Below are 17,055 nucleotides of genomic sequence, written 5' to 3'. Positions count from 1 at the left end.
CCATTCTATCCTCCCGTTTGCCGGAGGTGTGCGCGCCGGGGTCGGGTGCGACGGCGGCGATTCCCGCGCAGAACCTTGTGAAAGCATTATAGATAGGCATACAGTATGTGTATCCACAAGGCTCGCGGCCCGTCCCACGCTGCGAAAAACTGAGCGGCGGTGGCACTTCGGCCGGAGACGACGGAAGGACGCTGATGACCGACCTCGACGATGCGCGGCCCGGATACCGGCCGATCGATCTGGACAACCACTACTACGAACCGCTGGATGCGTTCACCCGCCATCTGGACAAGGCGTTCCGGCGGCGTGGGGTCCGGATGGTCAGCGACGGGAAGCATTACACCGCCGTCATCGGTGATCGGGTCAACCGGTTCATCCCCAATCCGACCTTCGACCCGATCATCGTGCCGGGCTGCCTGGATCTGCTGTTCCGCGGCCAGGTTCCGGAAGGGGTCGAGCGCTCGGCGCTGATGCGGGTGGAGCAGCTGGAGCTGCGGCCGGAGTATCGCGAGCGCGATGCCCGGGTGGCGGTGGTCGAACAACAGGGCCTCGCCACCGCGGTGATGTTCCCGACCTTCGGCTGCGGCGTGGAACAGGCTCTGCGCGACGATATTCCGGCGACCATGGCATCGCTGCACGCCTTCAACCGCTGGCTGGACGAGGACTGGGGCTTCGACCGCCCGGACCATCGCGTCCTGGCCGCGCCGATGATCTCGCTCGCCGATCCGGCGGCCGCGGTGGCCGAGGTCGACGACGTACTGGCGCGTGGCGCGCGCCTGGTCCACCTGCGCCCGGCGCCGGTGCCCGGTGCGACCGGGCCGCGCTCGCTGGGGCATCGCGCGCACGATCCGGTGTGGGCCCGGCTGGCCGAGGCCGGCGTGCCGGCGGCATTCCACCTGGGCGACAGCGGATATCTGCGGATCGCGGCCATGTGGGGCGGTAAGGAGACGTTCGAGCCGTTCGGGCCCGGCGATCCGCTGGACAAGATCCTGGTCGACGATCGCGCGATCCACGACACGATGGCGTCGCTGATCGTGCACGGGGTGTTCGACCGGCATCCCACGCTGCGGGTGGCCAGTATCGAGAACGGGTCGGAGTGGGTGCATCGGCTGTCCAAGCGCCTGCACAAGCTGGCCAATCAGACGCCGCGGTCCTTCCCGCACGATCCGGTCGACGCGCTGCGCGAACATGTCTGGGTCTCACCGTATTACGAGGAGGATCTGGTCCGGCTCGCCGGCGTGATCGGGGTCGATCGCATCCTGTTCGGCTCGGACTGGCCGCACGGTGAGGGCCTGGCGCAACCACTGTCGTTCCTCGACGAGCTGTCCGCGTTCGGGCCGGACGACGTCCGGAAGATCATGCGTGACAACGCCCTCGACTATCTAGGGCTGCCCGTCCCGGCCACGGCCGCCGCGAACGGCTGAGCCGCGATGCCCGAATGGACCCTCGGCGCAGTGCTCGACGCCGTGGCCGCGGCGGTGCCGGACCGGCTCATGACGGTGTGCGGGCCCCGGCGGACCACCTTCGCCGCGGCCGCCGCCGGCACCCGCGCGTTCGCGAACTTCCTGGCCGACCGGGGTTTCGGCGCGCACACCCCGCGCGAGCGACTGGCGCGCTGGGAATGCGGACAGGACCGGATCGCGCTGCTCATGCGCAACGACCGCTATCCGGAGGCATTGATCGGATGCCTGAAGGCCCGGGTGGTCCCGGTCAACGTCAACCATCACTACACCGCTGCGGAGATCCGTGATCTGCTCGCGTACGTCCGTCCCCGTGGGGTCGTCTACCACCGCGAGTTCGCCCCCGTGGTGGCCGAGGCGCTCGGCGGGGCCGAATTGCTGGTCTCGGTCGACGACGGCAGTACCGGCGCGGACCTGCCGGGCGCGGTGTCCTTCGACGACGCCGTCGCGGCCGGGGGCACCGCCGGGGTTCCGGACACCTCGCCGGACGACCTGATCATGATGTGCACCGGCGGTACCACCGGCCGTCCGAAGGGCGTGCTGTGGCGGCAGAGCGATATGTACGTGGCCGCCATGGGCGGCGCCGACCACGCGAATGCCGAAGCGCTGCACACGATCGCGCGCAACGGCGGCCAGACCTGGTTCGCGGTGTCGCCGCTGTTGCACGCGGCGGGGGTGTGGACCGTACTGGCCGGTGCGCTCAACGGGCACACCGTGGTGCTCTACGACGACCGCGAGCCCTTCGACGCGCACCGCACCTGGGAAACTGCGGCGCGGGAACGGGTCCGGATGCTCACCATCGTCGGGGACGCCTACGCCGGTCCGCTGGTCGCGCAGCTGCGCCGCGGCGAATACGACCTGTCCGCGTTGCGCTCGGTCGGAACCGGCGGCGCCGCAACGCATTCCCGGCACCGGGAGGCGCTGTTCGAACTGCTGCCGGGCGTCACCATCGTCGACGGGTACGGCTCGTCGGAGACCGGCGGCATGGGATACGGCAACAGCCGCAACGACGCTCGCGTGGACACCTTCGCGCTGATGCCCGGCGGCGCGGCCGTCGCCGCGGATCGCCGGCGATTCCTGCGGCCCGGTGACACCGAGACCGGCTGGGCGGCGCGCACCGGACGAGTTCCGTTGGGCTACTTCGACGATCGCGCGGCCACCGAATCGACGTTCCCGGTCATCGACGGCGTCCGGGTGGCGATTCCGGGCGACCGCGCGACCCTCGACGCCGACGGCACCCTGCGGCTGATCGGCCGGGATTCGCTGGTGGTCAACACCGGCGGCGAGAAGGTCTTCGTCGAGGAGGTCGAGACCGTGCTGCGGGCCCAGGACGGGGTGGCCGATGCCCTCGTGGTGGGCCGCCCCAGCGCGCGCTGGGGTCAGGAGGTGGTCGCGCTGGTGTGCGCGCATCCCGCCGCCGGCCTCACCGGCGACGCATTGCGGGCCGCGTGCCGGGCACGACTGGCCGGATTCAAGGCGCCGAAGGCGGTGCTGTTCGTGGACGAGATCCGGCGGCTCGGCAACGGCAAACCGGATTACCGCTGGGCCCTGGCCCGCGCGGCCGATGCGGTGCCCGTGGGGGATACGGCGGATATGGTGAACGGGACGGAGCGACGATGACCGCGGCGATCGATTGTCTGGTCAATGTGCATTTCGGGGAGACCGAGAAACAGCCCGGCTGGATGCTGAAGGTGCGCGACGACTATTTCAAGGGCCCGTCGTCGATGTACGACCAGGTCGAGTTGAGTGCCCTGCTCGACGAGATGGACGAGATGGGCGTGCGCCGGGCGATCCTGCTGGATTCGCTGTCGAAACCGTCGGTCACCGCGCGGAAATTCGCGACCGCGCGACCGGACCGGTTCACCCTCGGCATGGGCGGACTGGACCTGCTGCGGCCCATGCCGACGCTGCGCAAACTCGCCTCGGCCGTCGCCGATCTGCCGGTGTCCTATGCGGTGATGGGCCCGAGTTTCTGGGGCGACGGCCGGTATCCGGCCAGCGATGCCGTCTACTATCCGCTCTACACCAAATGCGCGGAACTCGGTCTGCCGCTGTGCCTCAACACCGGTATTCCCGGTCCGCCGATTCCCGGCGAGGCGCAGCATCCGATACATCTGGACCGGGTGTGCATCCGTTTCCCGGAATTGCGGCTGTGCATGATCCACGGTGCGGATCCGTGGTGGGACGTGGCCATCCGGCTGATGCTGAAATATCCCAACCTGCGGCTGATGACCTCGGCGTGGTCACCGAAACGGCTGCCGGAGACGCTGTTGCACTATATGCGCACCCGCGGCAAGGACCGGGTGATCTTCGGTTCGGACTGGCCCGTGCTGCCGATGCGCCGGGTCATCCCCGAGGCGGCGGCGCTGGATCTGCCCCCCGAGGTACTGGACAACTACCTCCACCACAATGCCGAGAAATTCTTCTTCGCCGACCGCAATTCCGCGGTGTGACCACAGGCAGACAAGGATCACCATGGACCGCTACGAATTGCGGCGACAGGATTACAGCCTGTCCGACCAGCAGCGGGAGTTGCGGAGTACGTACGCGAAATTCTTCGCCGCGCAGTGCCCGCTGCCGGTGGTCCGGGCGGCCGAGCCGCTCGGATTCGCGCCTGAGCTGTGGAAGAGATTGTGCGCCAACGGTTCCGCCGCGATGGCCGTCCCCGAATCGGTGGGCGGTGACGGCGCGACCCTGGTCGATCTGATCGTGGTGGCCGAGGAGATCGGCCGCACGCTGGCCCCGGTGCCGTGGATCGATCACGTCTGCGCCGCGCGGCTGCTGGCCCGGCTCGGCGCGTTCCCGGCCGAGGCGGTGGACGGGCAACGGCTGGTCGCACTGGATCCGCAAGGGGCCGTGCGCGGTTCGCGCCTCGTGGCCGCCGGCGCGATCGCCGACGAGCTGGTGGTCCGGGACGGGGACGAGATCGTCCGGCTGACCCACGACACCCCGCCGCCGCGGGTCGGCAATCTGGGCCGGCTGCCGATGGCCCTGGTCGATCCCGGCGCCGCGAGCAGTCGTACCGTGCTGGCCGCCGGACCGGCCGCGCTCACCGAATATCAACGGGCCCTGGACGAATGGCGGTTGCTGACCGCCGCCGCGCTGGTCGGGCTCATCGAGGAGACCATGCGGATCGCGGCGGCCTTCGCCACCACGAGATACACACTGGGCGTGCCGATCTCGACATTGCAGGCGATCTCCCATCCGCTGGCCGATATCGCCGTTGTGGTGCACGGCGGCCGGAATCTGGTGCGGCGGGCGGCCTGGTTCCTCGACAACGAACCGGACGAGCGCGCCGAACTGGCCCCCGCCGCCTTCGTCTACCTGAGCGAGGAGGCCGCGCGAGCGGCCACGGTCGCGGTGCACATCCAGGGCGGGCTCGGGGTGTCCACCGAATCCGCGGCGCCCGCCTACCTGGTCCGGGCCCGCGGCTGGCCGCTGGCCGCGGGCGATCCGGCCGCCGACGCGGTGCGGATCGCCCGCATCGTGGCCGCGCGGACCGCCGCCCCGGCCCCCGATTTCTCGGTGCGATAAGGCAGGAGTGGCAATGGATTTCGCACGAGTGGCACTGTCCGGAGCGGACGAGGAGTTCCGGGACCGGGCGCGCGCCTTCCTCGACACCCACGTCACCGACGAGGTACGCCGCCGCGACCGGGAGACCGGCGACAACTTCGACGAGGCGGTACATCTCGCGATGGGCGCCGAGGGCTGGCTCGCCGGGGAACTGCGGTCCGAGGCCCGCGGCGGCTTCGATCGACTGCGAACCCGCTTGTGGGAGTTGGAGAAACGACGCTATCGGGTGCCGTGGGTGACCTGGGGGACCACCGCGATCGTGGTGCCCGCGGTGCGCACGCACGGTAGCCCCGAACTACAGGAGGAGGTGCTGCCCGGGGTGTACGACGGCCGAATTCGCCTGTGCCTGGGCTACACCGAGCCCGAGGGCGGTTCCGACGTGGCCACCTGCAAGACCCGCGCGGTCCGCGACGGCGACGACTGGGTGATCAACGGCGCCAAGATGTTCACCACCGGTGCGCACAATTGCCAGTACGTCTTCCTGATCACCAACACCGATCCGGCCGGGAAGCGGCATCGCAACCTCACCATGTTCCTGGTGCCGCTGTCGGCGCCGGGCATCGAGATCCACGGCATCCGCACCGTCGACGGCGACCGCACCAATATCGTGTACTACACCGATGTGCGGGTTCCCGATCGGTATCGGCTCGGCGCCGTCGACGGCGGATGGGCGGTGCTGCAGGGTCCGCTGAACGAGGAGCACGGCGTGCGCAAGACCGCGCCGGACGGCCTGCAGGATGTCTCGATCATGGCGCATCAGGCGTCGTACATGGCCGCGGTGGTCGACGAGGTCGCCGCGGCGGTGGCGCAACCCGGACCGGACGGGCAGCGCCGCCTCGACGACGCCTCGGTGGCATATCGCCTGGGGCACAGCATCGCCCGGATGGAGGCCGCGGTATCCGCGCCCGGGGTGTTCGGTCGGGTCGCGGTCGCGCAGACCATGCGCGACATCGCCCCCGAACTCATGGACGCACTCGGCCCCACGGCGGCGCTGACCACCGAGGCCGCCGCGATCGACGACGGCGGCGGGGCCGAATACCTGTTCCGGTGGGCGCCGCTGTGCGGGATCTACGGCGGCACCCTGGAGGTCTTCCGCAACATCATCGCGCAGCAGACGCTGGGCCTCGGCCGTCCCGCCTACGCCCCGCCGCGCTGACCGGACTCAGCCGCCGGCCATCGCCTCCCGCCGAATCCATTGCAGCAGAGGCGGATTGTCCACGGTGGTGATCACCCCGGCGATGCGGCGCACCCAGCGTTCGTCGCCGAGCAGGTCCAGCATGCTCGCGGCCAGGTCCGCCCGCGCGGTGAACCGGCCGTCGGCATGCCCCTCGACCACGGTGTAGTCCGTGGCCGAGGGCAGGTGGTAGAGCCCGCTCGGCCGGACGATCGTCCAGTCCAGATCGCCGTCGCGCAACAGGGTTTCCATCCGCCGCATGTCCTCGTACAGGGTCCGGCCCAGTACCCGGGTCACCAACGGCAGCAGTACCCGGTTGAACAGGACCCCGCCGTCGGAATACGGCCGCGGATCGACCCCGCTCGAGCTGATCACGACCAGCCGGCGGATCCCGTGGTCGCGCATCGCGGCCGCGATGTTGGCGGTACCCGCCGAATAGGTCGTGATCGGCCCGTTGCCCGGCGGCACCCCCAGCGCCGACAACACCGCGTCCCGGCCCGCGACCGCCGCGTCCACCCCGGCCGGATCCAGCACGTCCGTCCGCACCACCTCGAGCCGATCATGCTGCAGCGGGAAGGAGTCCGGCTGCCGGGTGACCGCGGTGACCCGATGTCCGGCCTCCAGCGCGCGGGCGGTGAGCAGGCGGCCGGTGCGCCCGTTGGCGCCGAAGATCGTGAGCCGCGCGGTCACGAGGCGGCACCGGCCTCGGTGCGCAGCGAGACGAGCGCTCGCTCCCACGCCAGCAACTCGTCGAGCAGTTCGTGCAGCCGGCCGGCCTGGAACTCGCGCGGCCGGAACTCGGTGAAGTTCACGAAATCCTCCGCCAGCGTCAGCGCCACCTGCGGCCCGATATCCGCCATCCGCAGCACGCCCGCCTGCGCGCGCAACTTGTGGATCGCCATCACCGCGCCGTAGATGCCGTACCCCACATAGCCGACCGGTTTCCCGGCCCACTCGCGCAGCAGGTAGTCGATCGCGTTGGTCAGCGAGGAGGGTGCGGTGGTGTTGTACTCGGGCGTGACGACGACGAAGGCGTCGCAGGCGCCGATCCGCTCGGCCCAGCGCCGGGTGTGCGGTTGCGTCCCGTCCGCCCGGGCCGCCGGGATCGGTTCGTCCAGCAGCGGCAGCCGATAGTCCTGCAGATCGACCAGGTCGAAGTCCGCGGCATCGCCCGCATGCGCGACGGCGAGTTCCCGGACCCAGCGCGCCACCTCCTCGCCGTTGCGGCCCGGCCGGGTACTGCCGATGATGATGCCGATCGTGGTCATGATCGATCTCCTCGAAGTCGTGGAAGGTCCTCGTGTCCCGAGTGCCGAACACAAGTGGCGCGAGGCCGTCCCCCCGTGACACCCGCCCGATGTGACGAACACCACCCCGCCCGGATGTCACGGATCCCCGCCCCCGGACCACGTATGCATGACAAGACCCCCGAAGGCAGGAGCGACACATGACGGACCCGATGGACCCCGCCACCGAGGCCTTCGTCACCCACCGCAACCTGCTGTTCACGGTCGCCTACGAGATGCTCGGCTCGGCCGCCGACGCCGAGGACGTCCTCCAGGAGACCTGGCTGCAATGGGCCGGCGTCGACCTGGACCAGGTGCGCGACCCCCGCGCCTACCTGGTCCGGATCGCCACCCGCCAGGCGATCGGCCGCCTGCGCACCCTCGGCCGCCGCAAGGAGTCCTACGTCGGCCCCTGGCTACCCGAACCCCTGCTCACCGCCCCCGACGTGGCCGACGACATCGAACTGGCCGAGAGCGTCTCGATGGCCATGCTCCTGATCCTCGAGACCCTCACCCCCACCGAACGCGCGGTATTCGTCCTGCGCGAGGTGTTCGACCTCGGCTACGACGAGATCGCCGAAGCCGTCGCCAAGACCCCCACCGCCGTCCGCCAGATCGCCCACCGCGCCCGCGCCCACGTCGCGGCCCGCCGCCCCCGCGGCACCGTCTCCGCCACCGAGGCCCGCGCCACCCTGGCCGCCTTCCAGCGCGCGGTCGAAACCGGCGACCTGCAACGCCTCCTGGACCTCCTGGCCCCCGACGCCGTCTTCCTCGGCGACGGCGGCGGCATCAAACAGGCCCTGCTCCACCCGGTCGTAGGCCGCACCCCCGTCGCCCGCCTCCTCTCCGGCGGCACCCGCTGGATGGGCGGCGTGGTCACCACCGACCTCACCCAGGTCAACGGCCACCCCGCCCTCCTGATCCGCCTGAACGGCAAAATCGACGGCGTCGTCGCGATCCGCATGGACGACGGCCTCATCACCGGCGTCTACTCCGTCCGCAACCCGGAAAAACTCTCCCGGGTAGCCCAGGAAACAACAATGAGCCGCTGAGCGCGATACCAGTGCCCGATGCCCGATCCGGGCCGGTCTCCAACGAGTAGGACCCCCCTCACCGAACATGCCGGTGAGGGGGGTCCTGTCGTGTCTCCACACACGAGTCGGGGTGACAGGATTTGAACCTGCGACCTCTTCGTCCCGAACGAAGCGCGCTACCAAGCTGCGCCACACCCCGTGAAGTGAGCCTGCGATAGCTTATAACAAGGTCGCGCTATCCGTTAAATCGCCTGGTCATCTGCCCTGAAGGGGTGGTCAGTGGGTTTGCAGGGGGCGGATGCTGGCCAGGATCTTCTTGGCGGTGTCCTCGTCTACGGCCTTGGGGACGCCGGTGTCGGCGGCGATGGTCATGACGAAGCTGCCGTTCTCGTTGGGGAAGGCGAAGGTGTAGATGGCGAAGGTTGCGGCGCAGCCGGGGGCGGGGGCCGGGGCGGTGCCGTTGACCTGTACGAACGAGCCGTTCAGCTGGCCGTCCAGGGAGGTCAGGGGTTCGGCGAGATCGGCGCGGGCGCCGGTGGCGGTGGACCAGCCGATCTTGGCCATCCGCATGCCGACCTCGTTGGCCGCGCGCGCCGGATCGGATTGGGACGAGGTGGTCAGGAACGCGTTGGTGCGCACGTAGTTCGGGCAGTAGTCCTTGCCCTCCTGGGTGAGCCCGGCGATCTCCAGGCTCTCCGGCGGGTCGCCCCAGATCGCGGTGCCGATGCTGTCCACCACCCAGTCCTTGGGGACGTCGTAGGCGGCGCCGCGGGCGGGGACCGAGACCACCTGGTAGCCGGGGATCACGGCCGTCGCGGGGGCGGTCGGCGCGGCGCCGGCGGCCGGGTTCGGTCCGCCGCGGCCCGGGACCGGGGTGTCGCTGGTCAGGGCGCTGATCATCGTCGGGCCGGTGGATTCGGCCTCGGACTGGGCCGCGTGTTGTCCGGTCGAGATCACCGCGACGGTGATGCCCGCGACTACGACCGCCGCCGCTGCCGCGACAACGGTGTACAGGCGGGTGCGGCCGCCGCCGTCCGGTGGCGGCGGCGGATCCCAGGCCGGGTATCGGCCGGTCGAATAGGGCTGCGGTGCAGCGTAATTTGGGACGCTGCCGAGGTTCCAGGGTTGTTCCGGGCGTGGCGGCGCGTGTCCGGTGAACGCGGGCCGGGTGCCGGTGTTCGGGTCGAATCGGGGCAGGGCGCCGGTGTTCGGGTGGTATCCGGACGGATAGGAGCCGGTGTGCGGGCCGTCGGGGTTCGGCGTCGCTCGGGGGATGCGTGCGGCCGGGTCCACTCGCCGGGGCGGCTTGGAACGCGCGGGGAACAGGTCGTTCGCGTCACCGGGGGACGCCGCGGCGCCCCCGGTAGTCTCGGCACGGCCCGGCCGCTCGCGTTCGATCCGCTTGGTCGGTGCTTCCCCCACCGGGTCCGGTCTCGGTCCGCTCCCGTCGCCGGGTCGCGGTTGGATCCCACTGCTCAACTGAACCCCTACGTCATTGTCGGCGCAACCTAGCGCGCGACCGCCTCCGATTCCGATACCCCTCGGCCGCTGTCCGAAACCGGCCGGTCGGGTGCTGCCGCGACCAGGGTGAGCAGTGTGGCCTCCGGCCGGCAGCAGAACCGGTACGGCGCCCACGGCGAGGTGCCCAGGCCGGCCGACACGTGCAGTTGGGTGTGCGCGCCCCAGCGGGACGGGCCCTTCACCCGGGAACGGTCGATCCCGCAGTTGGTGACCAGTGCGCCGAATCCGGGCAGGCACAGCTGACCGCCGTGGGTGTGCCCGGCGAGGACGAGGTCGTACCCGTCGGCGGCGAACCGGTCCAGTACGCGCGGTTCGGGCGAGTGGGTCAGGCCGATGCTGAGGTCCGCCAGCGGATTCGGGGTGCCCGCGACGGTGTCGTAGCGGTCGCGCTGCAGGTGCGGATCGTCGACACCCGCCGTGGCGATCCTGATTCCGGCCACCTCCAGATCGCGGCGCACGTGGGTCAGGTCCAGCCAGCCGCGTTCGGCGAACGCGGCACGCAGATCCTGCCAGGGCAGCGGCGCGCCGTAGACCCGCTTGTGGTTCTTGTCGAAGTACTTGAACGGATTCTTCGGCACGGGGGCGAAGTAGTCGTTGCTGCCGAAGACGAACAGGCCCGGCCGGGACAGCAGGCCCGACAGCGACTGCACCACCGCGGGCACCGCGCGCGGATGCGCCAGATTGTCGCCGGTGTTGACCACCAGATCGGGCTCCAGCCGCGCCAGCTCGCGCACCCATGCCTGCTCGAGCTTCCGCCCGGGGGTCAGGTGCAGATCGCTGATGTGCAGCACACGTAGGCTCGACGACCCCGGTTTCAGCACCGGCAACGTGGCCTCGCGCAGCGTGAAGGCGTTGCGCTCGATGAGCGAGGCGTAGCCGACTCCGGCTGCTGCGGCGCCGACGGCGCCGAGAGCGACCCGTTGGAGTGCGGGGGACGAGAATACCGGCATTCGATCAGGATAGGCGACCGGTGTGACCGACGCCCGGTGTGATTCGGCACAGGGACACGGCCGGGACAAATCAGGTGAGAACCCGCTGGTTCACCGATACCGTGGGGCGCATGTCGGAACTGAAGTCGAAGCTGCGTGCCGATCTCACCGCGGCGATGAAGAGCAAGGATTCGCTGCGCCGCGGCACCCTGCGCATGCTGCTGGCCGCCGTGCAGACCGCCGAGGTCGCCGGTCCGCAGGCCCGCGAGCTCTCGGACTCCGACGTGATCGCCGTGCTCACCAAGGAGGCGAAGAAGCGCAACGAGGCGGCCGTGGTCTACGAGCAGGCCGGTCGCGGCGAGCTGGCCGCCAACGAGCGCGCCGAGGAGTCGATCATCGACGAATACCTGCCGACCCAGCTCACCGACGCCGAGGTGGCCGATATCGCCGACACCGCGATCGCGGATGTCGCCGAGGAGACCGGCGCCCGGCCCACGATGAAGCAGATGGGCCAGGTCATGAAGATCGCCACCCAGCTGGCCGCGGGCCGCGCCGACGGCTCCCGCGTCTCCGCGGCGGTCAAGTCGCGGCTCTGATCCGCCGCTCCGCAATGACGAAGGGCCTCGCACCGTGGTGCGAGGCCCTTCGCACAGCTAGCGCGGCAACGGGATCGGGATGGGGATCGGTGGCAGGCGCGGTGGCGCCGGGAGCGGCACCGGCGGCGGAGGCGGTGGCGCCGCGGCGGTCTGGGTGCCGTCGCTGACGTTCAGCGTCACCATCGAACCCGGGATCGCCGAACCGTTGGGCGAGGTGCCGATCACGGTGCCCTTCGACTGCGAACCCGGCTGCGGCACCACCGACACCCGGAAGCCGGCCGCGACCAACGCCGAATTGGCCTGCGCCTGCGACATTCCGGCGACGTCCGGGATCTGGGCGTTGTTGGCGCCCCGCACGTACTTCTCGTCGGTCGGCGGGAAGGCGGTCGGCGGGAAGTGGTCGAGCACCGGCTTGATCGCCCCGAACCAGCTGCGCGCCGGTTCGTTACCGCCGTACAGGTTGCCGTCGCCACAGCTGCGCAGCGGGTACGAGCAGATCTCGCCGGGGGTCGGCGAGTCGCCGTAGATGTACGCCGCGCCGGCCATCGCGTTGGTGAAGCCGAAGAAGGCCGAGGAGCGGTGGGTTTCGGTGGTGCCCGTCTTCGCCGAGACCGGCACGTTCCAGCCGACGCTGCGCGCCGATCCGGCCGCGGTACCGCCGACGGCGTCCTGGCCGAGCGCGTTGGCCAGCGTATCGGCCAGACCGGGTTCGATCACCTGTTCACAGGGCGCCTGGGTCAGCGGCACCTGCTTGCCGTTGCGGTCGAGCACCTCGCGGATCGGGGTGGGCGGGCACCACTTGCCCGAGGAGGCAATCGTGGCGGCCACATTGGACAGCTCCAGCGGATTGATCGCCAGCGGGCCCAGCGTGAACGAGCCCAGATTCTGCTGCTTGATCATGTCGGCGAGGCTCTGGCTGCCGTGCCCCGAGCTGCCCGGTTCGGCGTACGAGCGCATACCCAGCCGCAGCGCCATATCCACCGCCGGCGTCACGCCGACGTCCTGGATCAGCTTGACGAACGCGGTGTTCGGCGACTGTGCCAGCGCCTCCGTGACGGTCATCGGCGACCGGTAGTTGCCGGCGTTCTTGACGCAGTAGGTCTCGGGCGGACAGCCCGCGGCGCCGCCGTTACCCATGCCCTTGGCGGCGAAGAACGGGGGCACATCGAGTTCGGAGGCGATGCCGAGACCCTTCTCCATCGCCGCGGCCGTGGTGAAGATCTTGAAGATCGACCCGGCGCCGTCGCCGACCATCGAGTACGGCTGTGGCTGCACGGTCTGGTGGGCGCCGCTGTCGAGTCCGTACTCGCGACTGGACGCCATGGCCAGCAGCGCATGGGAATCCTGGCCGGGCGCGATGATGCTCATGACCTCGGCGATGTCGTCGAGGTCCGGTTTGGTCACCGAGTCGACCGAGGCCTTCACCGAGTTCTGTACCGCCGGATCCAACGTGGTGCGGATCAGGTAACCGCCCTTGTCGAGCTGGTCCACGCTGATGCCGGCGTTGGCCAGGTACTGCATCGCGTAGTCGCAGAAGAAGCCGCGGTCACCGGCGGCGATGCAGCCGCGCGGCAGCGCCTTCGGCTCGGGCAGCACACCCAGCGCCTCGGACTTGTCCTTGCGGAATTCGTCGGCCCGGCTGGGGATGTTCTGGATCAGCGTGTCCAGGACGGTGTTCCGGCGCTCCAGCACACCCTGCGGGTTGTTGTACGGGTTGAGCTTGGAGGAGCTCTGCACCATGCCTGCGAGCATCGCGGCCTGCGGCATGGTCAGATCCTTGGCGTCGACCCCGAAGTAGGTCTGCGCGGCGTCCTGGATGCCGTAGGAGCCGTTGCCGAACGGCACCAGGTTCAGGTACCGGGTGAGGATCTCGTCCTTGGTGAGCTGCTTCTCCAGGTTCAGCGCCATCCGGATCTCGCGCAGCTTGCGAGCGGGCGTGGTCTCCACCGCCGCCCGGCGCTCGGCGTCGGTCTTGGCCACCACCAGCAGCTGGAAGTTCTTCACGTACTGCTGGTCGATGGTCGAACCGCCCTGCTGCACACCGCCGGAGGAGGTGTTGGTCAGGAAGGCGCGGAACGTGCCCTGCCAGTCGACGCCGCCGTGTTCGGCGAAGCGGCGGTCCTCGATGGAGACGATCGCGAGCTTCATATCGTTCGCGATGCGGTCACTGGGCACCTCGAAACGGCGTTGTTCGTAGAGCCAGGCGATGGGGGCGCCGGAGGCGTCGACCATGGTCGACACCGCGGGCACCGTGCCCTCCACCAGTTCGGCGGAAACGTTGTCGACGGTGGCGGCGGCGCGGTTGGACACGTAGCCGAAGCCACCGGCTAGCGGGAAGAGCAGCCCGGCGACGATCACGGCCGCGAGCACGCACGCTCCGGCCAGTCTCGCGAGCGATCGTGAGGTCGGCACGCCTTCAGCCTAATTCCCCGGTGCATTGTCCGTGGTATGCGTCCTCAGGTCCGGCCTCGTGCCTGGTCACGGCTCGTCAACTCGGGCGTGTCGGCCTTATTGAACCGACCGATCGGTACTTTATCGCAATTGCAGGGACGTTCGTACCAAAAAAGCAGGAGACGGTCTTGCGCGGACTCATACCTTTACCTAGATTGAGAACCCAGTGTGATAGAGCTAACACTCAAAGTGGAATGTGGTGCAGTTCGCAGCGGGGTTGGGTTGCTGTGTGCTGCACGCGATTCCGGAGCGCCGTTGACCGGTGTTCGGACTGCAAAGGGGCACACCAAATGCACATGACTACCCCCATCGCTCGATTGGACGTGGAGCAGGCCGAAGCAAGGATCGCCTGGGTGTCCCAGGCGCGATGCAAGGAAGTGGATCCCGATCAGCTGTTCGTGCGCGGCGCGGCGCAGCGCAAGGCAGCGACCATCTGCCGCCACTGCCCGGTGTTGATGGAGTGCGGTGCCGATGCCCTGGACAACCGGGTGGAGTTCGGGGTGTGGGGTGGCATGACCGAACGGCAGCGCCGGGCGCTGCTCAAACAACATCCCGACGTCACGTCCTGGGCGGACTTCTTCCGGTCCCAGCGCCAGCAGAAGGTAGCCATGTAACCCGTCCCCGCAGTCCACGGTCCGAGCCCGCACGGGGCTCGGACCGTGTCTTTTTGCGCGCATCCCGTCCGCGCGCATTCCGCTACCCGGCCGGAGGGGAACCGGTCAGCTGATCGCCGACGACCCGCAGCGCCTCGAGATCCGAGACCTCGAACGGCAGCGCCGTCACCGCGGCGATCGGCACCCGGGGATGAGCGCCCGTGAAGCGCAGCAGTAGATGCTGTTCCCGCTTCGAGGTGATGGCCCGATCGGCATGGATACGCAGCACATCGGCGGTGAGCGCGGCGGCGTCGGCGCCCGGCGCGGGCTCTTCGGCGCCGTCCGGACTCAACCGGTCGGCGGCGGCCAGCGCCTGGGCCGGCGACAGCGAACACCACACCGGATGGGTCCGGTTGAGTACCAGCCCGGCCAGCGGCATCCGGTCCGTGGACAGCCGATCGACGAAGAACGACGCCTCCCGCAACGCATCCGGTTCCGCGGCCGCGACCACCAGGAAGTGGGTGCCCGGCCGCGACAGCATGGCGTAGGTGCGTTCGGCGCGGGCCTGGAAGCCACCGAACAGCGTCTCCAGCGACTGCAGGAACAACGAGGCGTCCTTGAGCATCTGACCGCCCACGATGGTGGACACGCCGCGTACCGCGAGGCTCATCGCACCCGTCACGAGCTTGCCGACCCCGCGGCCCGGCGCCATGATCACGCGGATCATCCTTCCGTTGAGGAAGGTGCCCAGCCGCTTCGGCGCGTCCAGGAAATCCAGCGCGTTGCGCGACGGCGGGGTGTCGACCACGACCAGATCCCACTCCCGCCGGCCCACCAGCTGGCCCAGCTTCTCCATCGCCATGTACTCCTGCGTACCGCCGAACGATGAGGCGATCGCTTGATAGAACGAATTGGCGAAGATCTGCTCGGCCTTCTCGGGGCTGGCGTGTTCCAGCACCATCTCGTCGAAGGTGCGGCGCATGTTCAGCATCATCGCGTGCAGTTCGCCCGGCACCTCCGGGCCCAGCGGCACCCGCTGCGGGCTGTTGCCGAGATCGTCGACCCCCAGCGACTGGGCCAGCCGGCGGGCCGGATCGATGGTCAGCACCACCACCTTGCGGCCGGATTCCGCGGCCCGCAACGCGATCGCGGCGGCCGTCGTGGTCTTGCCGACGCCGCCGGAGCCGCAGCACACGACCACCCGGGCCTCGGGATCGGCGATGATCCGCGCGATGTCCAGGACGGGCGTGGTGCCGGGCGTGGTCATCAGCGAACCCCCTGCGTCGTGAGCTGCTCCGCGAGCTCGTACAGGCCGCCGAGGTCCATACCGCCCGGCAGCGAGGTCAGGTACAGGCGGCTGCCCGCCACCTCGGCGAGTTCGATCGCGCTGTCGTCCTGGGCCCGCAGCGCGGCGGAATGCTCCACGGTCTCCCGCAGCAGGCCGCGGAAGTCCTCGTCGGACAGGGTGATTCCCTGGGCCGTGAGTTCCGCGCGGATCGCGTCGGCGTCGATATCGCCGGCGGCGGCGCGGGCGCGCAGGTCGGTCGGCAGATAGCCGGTGGCGGCGCGGTTCACGATCACCGCGCCGATCCGGAAGTCGCCGGCGGTCAACTCCGCGACGGCGTCGGCGGTCTCCTGTACGGGCAGGGCCTCCAGCAACGTGACCAGATGGATCACGGTCTGATCCGAATGCAGCAGCGTGGACACCCCCTCGGCCTGGGAGGCGATCGGGCCGCCCTTGGCGACCTCGGCCATCACCTTGGTGACGTCCAGGAAACCGGCGATCCGGCCCGTCGGCGGGGCGTCCACCACGATCTCGTCGTAGACCGGCCGGGACACCGCGTCCTTGCCGGTGCCCGTCCTGGTGGTGCGGACGACGCACTCCTTGATCTTGCCGGTGAGGATGACGTCCCGCAGGCCCGGCGCGATCGTGGTGACGAATTCGACGGCGCCCATGCGGCGCATCGCACGACCGGCGAAGCCCAGGTTGTAGAACATGTCCAGGTATTCCAGGAAGGCGTGCTCGATATCGAGGGCGAGCGCCATCACCTCGCCGCCACCGTCGGCGGTCGCGATCTTGGTCTCGGTCGGTGGCAGCGGTGGCAGGTCGAACAGCTGCGCGATCGACTGCCGGCCCTCCACCTCCACCAGCAGCACCCGGCGCCCACCCGCGGCCAGCGCCAGCGCCAGCGCCGCGGAGACCGTGGATTTCCCGGTGCCCCCCTTGCCGGTGACGTAGTGCAGCCGCGCCTTGTCGGCTCGGTCCGGCCAGCCTCGTTCCTGCCCCGCCTCCACCGAAACGGGCACCGTCGTCGGTACTCCCACGTCCGCGAGCCTATAACTGGTTCAAATCCGCCGGACACGGGATCGCGCCAGTGTCTGGTAGACCACAACCGCGGCGATGGCGTTCCGTGATGTGCTCGGGGGACGGGTTCGAT

Annotated in this window: 15 protein-coding genes and 1 tRNA gene; 8 read left to right on the top strand and 8 right to left on the bottom strand. The window is 69.7% G+C overall.

What is annotated here, in order from left to right; all coding sequences use genetic code 11:
* Positions 1-194: 194 nt before the first annotated feature.
* The 5 genes from G361_RS0134575 to G361_RS0134555 are packed head-to-tail and all read left to right on the top strand — an operon-like array spanning position 195 to position 6,189.
* Positions 195-1,424 (top strand): amidohydrolase family protein, encoded by a 1,230-nt coding sequence (locus tag G361_RS0134575; RefSeq protein WP_019931722.1) that lies wholly within the window; start codon positions 195-197, stop codon positions 1,422-1,424.
* Between the two features lie 6 nt (positions 1,425-1,430).
* Entirely contained in the window at positions 1,431-3,080 is a 1,650-nt protein-coding gene (locus G361_RS0134570; RefSeq protein WP_019931721.1) for an AMP-binding protein, read from the top strand.
* Positions 3,077-3,913, top strand: coding sequence for an amidohydrolase family protein (locus tag G361_RS0134565; protein ID WP_019931720.1), 837 nt, complete (start codon positions 3,077-3,079; stop codon positions 3,911-3,913). Before G361_RS0134570 ends, G361_RS0134565 begins: the two co-directional genes overlap by 4 nt.
* 22 nt (positions 3,914-3,935) lie before the next feature.
* Positions 3,936-4,994 (top strand): acyl-CoA dehydrogenase family protein, encoded by a 1,059-nt coding sequence (locus G361_RS0134560; protein WP_019931719.1) that lies wholly within the window; start codon positions 3,936-3,938, stop codon positions 4,992-4,994.
* A gap of 13 nt (positions 4,995-5,007) precedes the next feature.
* The gene (locus G361_RS0134555) at positions 5,008-6,189 is read left to right on the top strand and encodes an acyl-CoA dehydrogenase family protein (protein WP_019931718.1); all 1,182 of its coding nucleotides are present in this window, start codon (positions 5,008-5,010) and stop codon (positions 6,187-6,189) included.
* Positions 6,190-6,195: 6 nt separating this feature from the next.
* On the opposite strand, the gene G361_RS49930 is transcribed toward G361_RS0134555, so the two are convergent.
* Positions 6,196-6,897, bottom strand: coding sequence for an NAD(P)-dependent oxidoreductase (locus G361_RS49930; RefSeq protein ID WP_019931717.1), 702 nt, complete (start codon positions 6,895-6,897; stop codon positions 6,196-6,198).
* On the bottom strand, positions 6,894-7,475 hold the full coding sequence (locus G361_RS49925) for an NADPH-dependent FMN reductase (RefSeq protein ID WP_019931716.1): 582 nt from the start codon (positions 7,473-7,475) through the stop codon (positions 6,894-6,896). The genes G361_RS49930 and G361_RS49925 overlap by 4 nt, the downstream gene beginning before the upstream one ends.
* A gap of 179 nt (positions 7,476-7,654) precedes the next feature.
* On the opposite strand from G361_RS49925, the gene G361_RS0134540 reads away from it, so the two are divergent.
* Complete coding sequence (locus G361_RS0134540) at positions 7,655-8,545, top strand: RNA polymerase sigma-70 factor (RefSeq protein WP_019931715.1); 891 nt, start codon at positions 7,655-7,657, stop codon at positions 8,543-8,545.
* Positions 8,546-8,652: 107 nt separating this feature from the next.
* Here the strand turns inward: G361_RS0134540 and G361_RS0134535 are convergent.
* The 3 genes from G361_RS0134535 to G361_RS0134525 form a co-directional block, all read right to left on the bottom strand.
* Positions 8,653-8,726: transfer RNA gene (locus G361_RS0134535), tRNA-Pro, on the bottom strand.
* 77 nt (positions 8,727-8,803) lie between these two features.
* Complete coding sequence (locus tag G361_RS47535; RefSeq protein ID WP_019931714.1) at positions 8,804-9,949, bottom strand: hypothetical protein; 1,146 nt, start codon at positions 9,947-9,949, stop codon at positions 8,804-8,806.
* 86 nt (positions 9,950-10,035) lie between these two features.
* Entirely contained in the window at positions 10,036-10,998 is a 963-nt protein-coding gene (locus G361_RS0134525) for a metallophosphoesterase (protein ID WP_019931713.1), read from the bottom strand.
* Between the two features lie 110 nt (positions 10,999-11,108).
* On the opposite strand from G361_RS0134525, the gene G361_RS0134520 reads away from it, so the two are divergent.
* Positions 11,109-11,573, top strand: a complete 465-nt coding sequence (locus G361_RS0134520) for a GatB/YqeY domain-containing protein (protein ID WP_019931712.1) — start codon at positions 11,109-11,111, stop codon at positions 11,571-11,573.
* Between the two features lie 57 nt (positions 11,574-11,630).
* Here G361_RS0134520 and G361_RS0134515 read toward each other — a convergent pair whose 3' ends face one another.
* Positions 11,631-13,985 carry a penicillin-binding protein gene (locus tag G361_RS0134515; RefSeq protein ID WP_036496180.1) on the bottom strand — a complete coding sequence of 785 codons (2,355 nt, stop codon included), beginning with the start codon at positions 13,983-13,985 and terminating at the stop codon, positions 11,631-11,633.
* Positions 13,986-14,314: 329 nt separating this feature from the next.
* On the opposite strand from G361_RS0134515, the gene G361_RS0134510 reads away from it, so the two are divergent.
* The gene (locus G361_RS0134510; RefSeq protein ID WP_019931710.1) at positions 14,315-14,638 is read left to right on the top strand and encodes a WhiB family transcriptional regulator; all 324 of its coding nucleotides are present in this window, start codon (positions 14,315-14,317) and stop codon (positions 14,636-14,638) included.
* An 82-nt stretch (positions 14,639-14,720) separates the two neighbouring features.
* Here the strand turns inward: G361_RS0134510 and G361_RS0134505 are convergent, their stop codons facing one another.
* On the bottom strand, positions 14,721-15,884 hold the full coding sequence (locus G361_RS0134505; protein ID WP_019931709.1) for an ArsA family ATPase: 1,164 nt from the start codon (positions 15,882-15,884) through the stop codon (positions 14,721-14,723).
* Positions 15,884-16,942, bottom strand: a complete 1,059-nt coding sequence (locus G361_RS0134500; RefSeq protein WP_369798001.1) for an ArsA-related P-loop ATPase — start codon at positions 16,940-16,942, stop codon at positions 15,884-15,886. The genes G361_RS0134505 and G361_RS0134500 overlap by 1 nt, the downstream gene beginning before the upstream one ends.
* Between the last annotated feature and the right edge of the window lie 113 nt (positions 16,943-17,055).

The organism is Nocardia sp. BMG111209 (genome assembly GCF_000381925.1).
GTDB lineage: Bacteria > Actinomycetota > Actinomycetes > Mycobacteriales > Mycobacteriaceae > Nocardia.
This window is presented reverse-complemented; position numbering and strand designations above follow the sequence as displayed.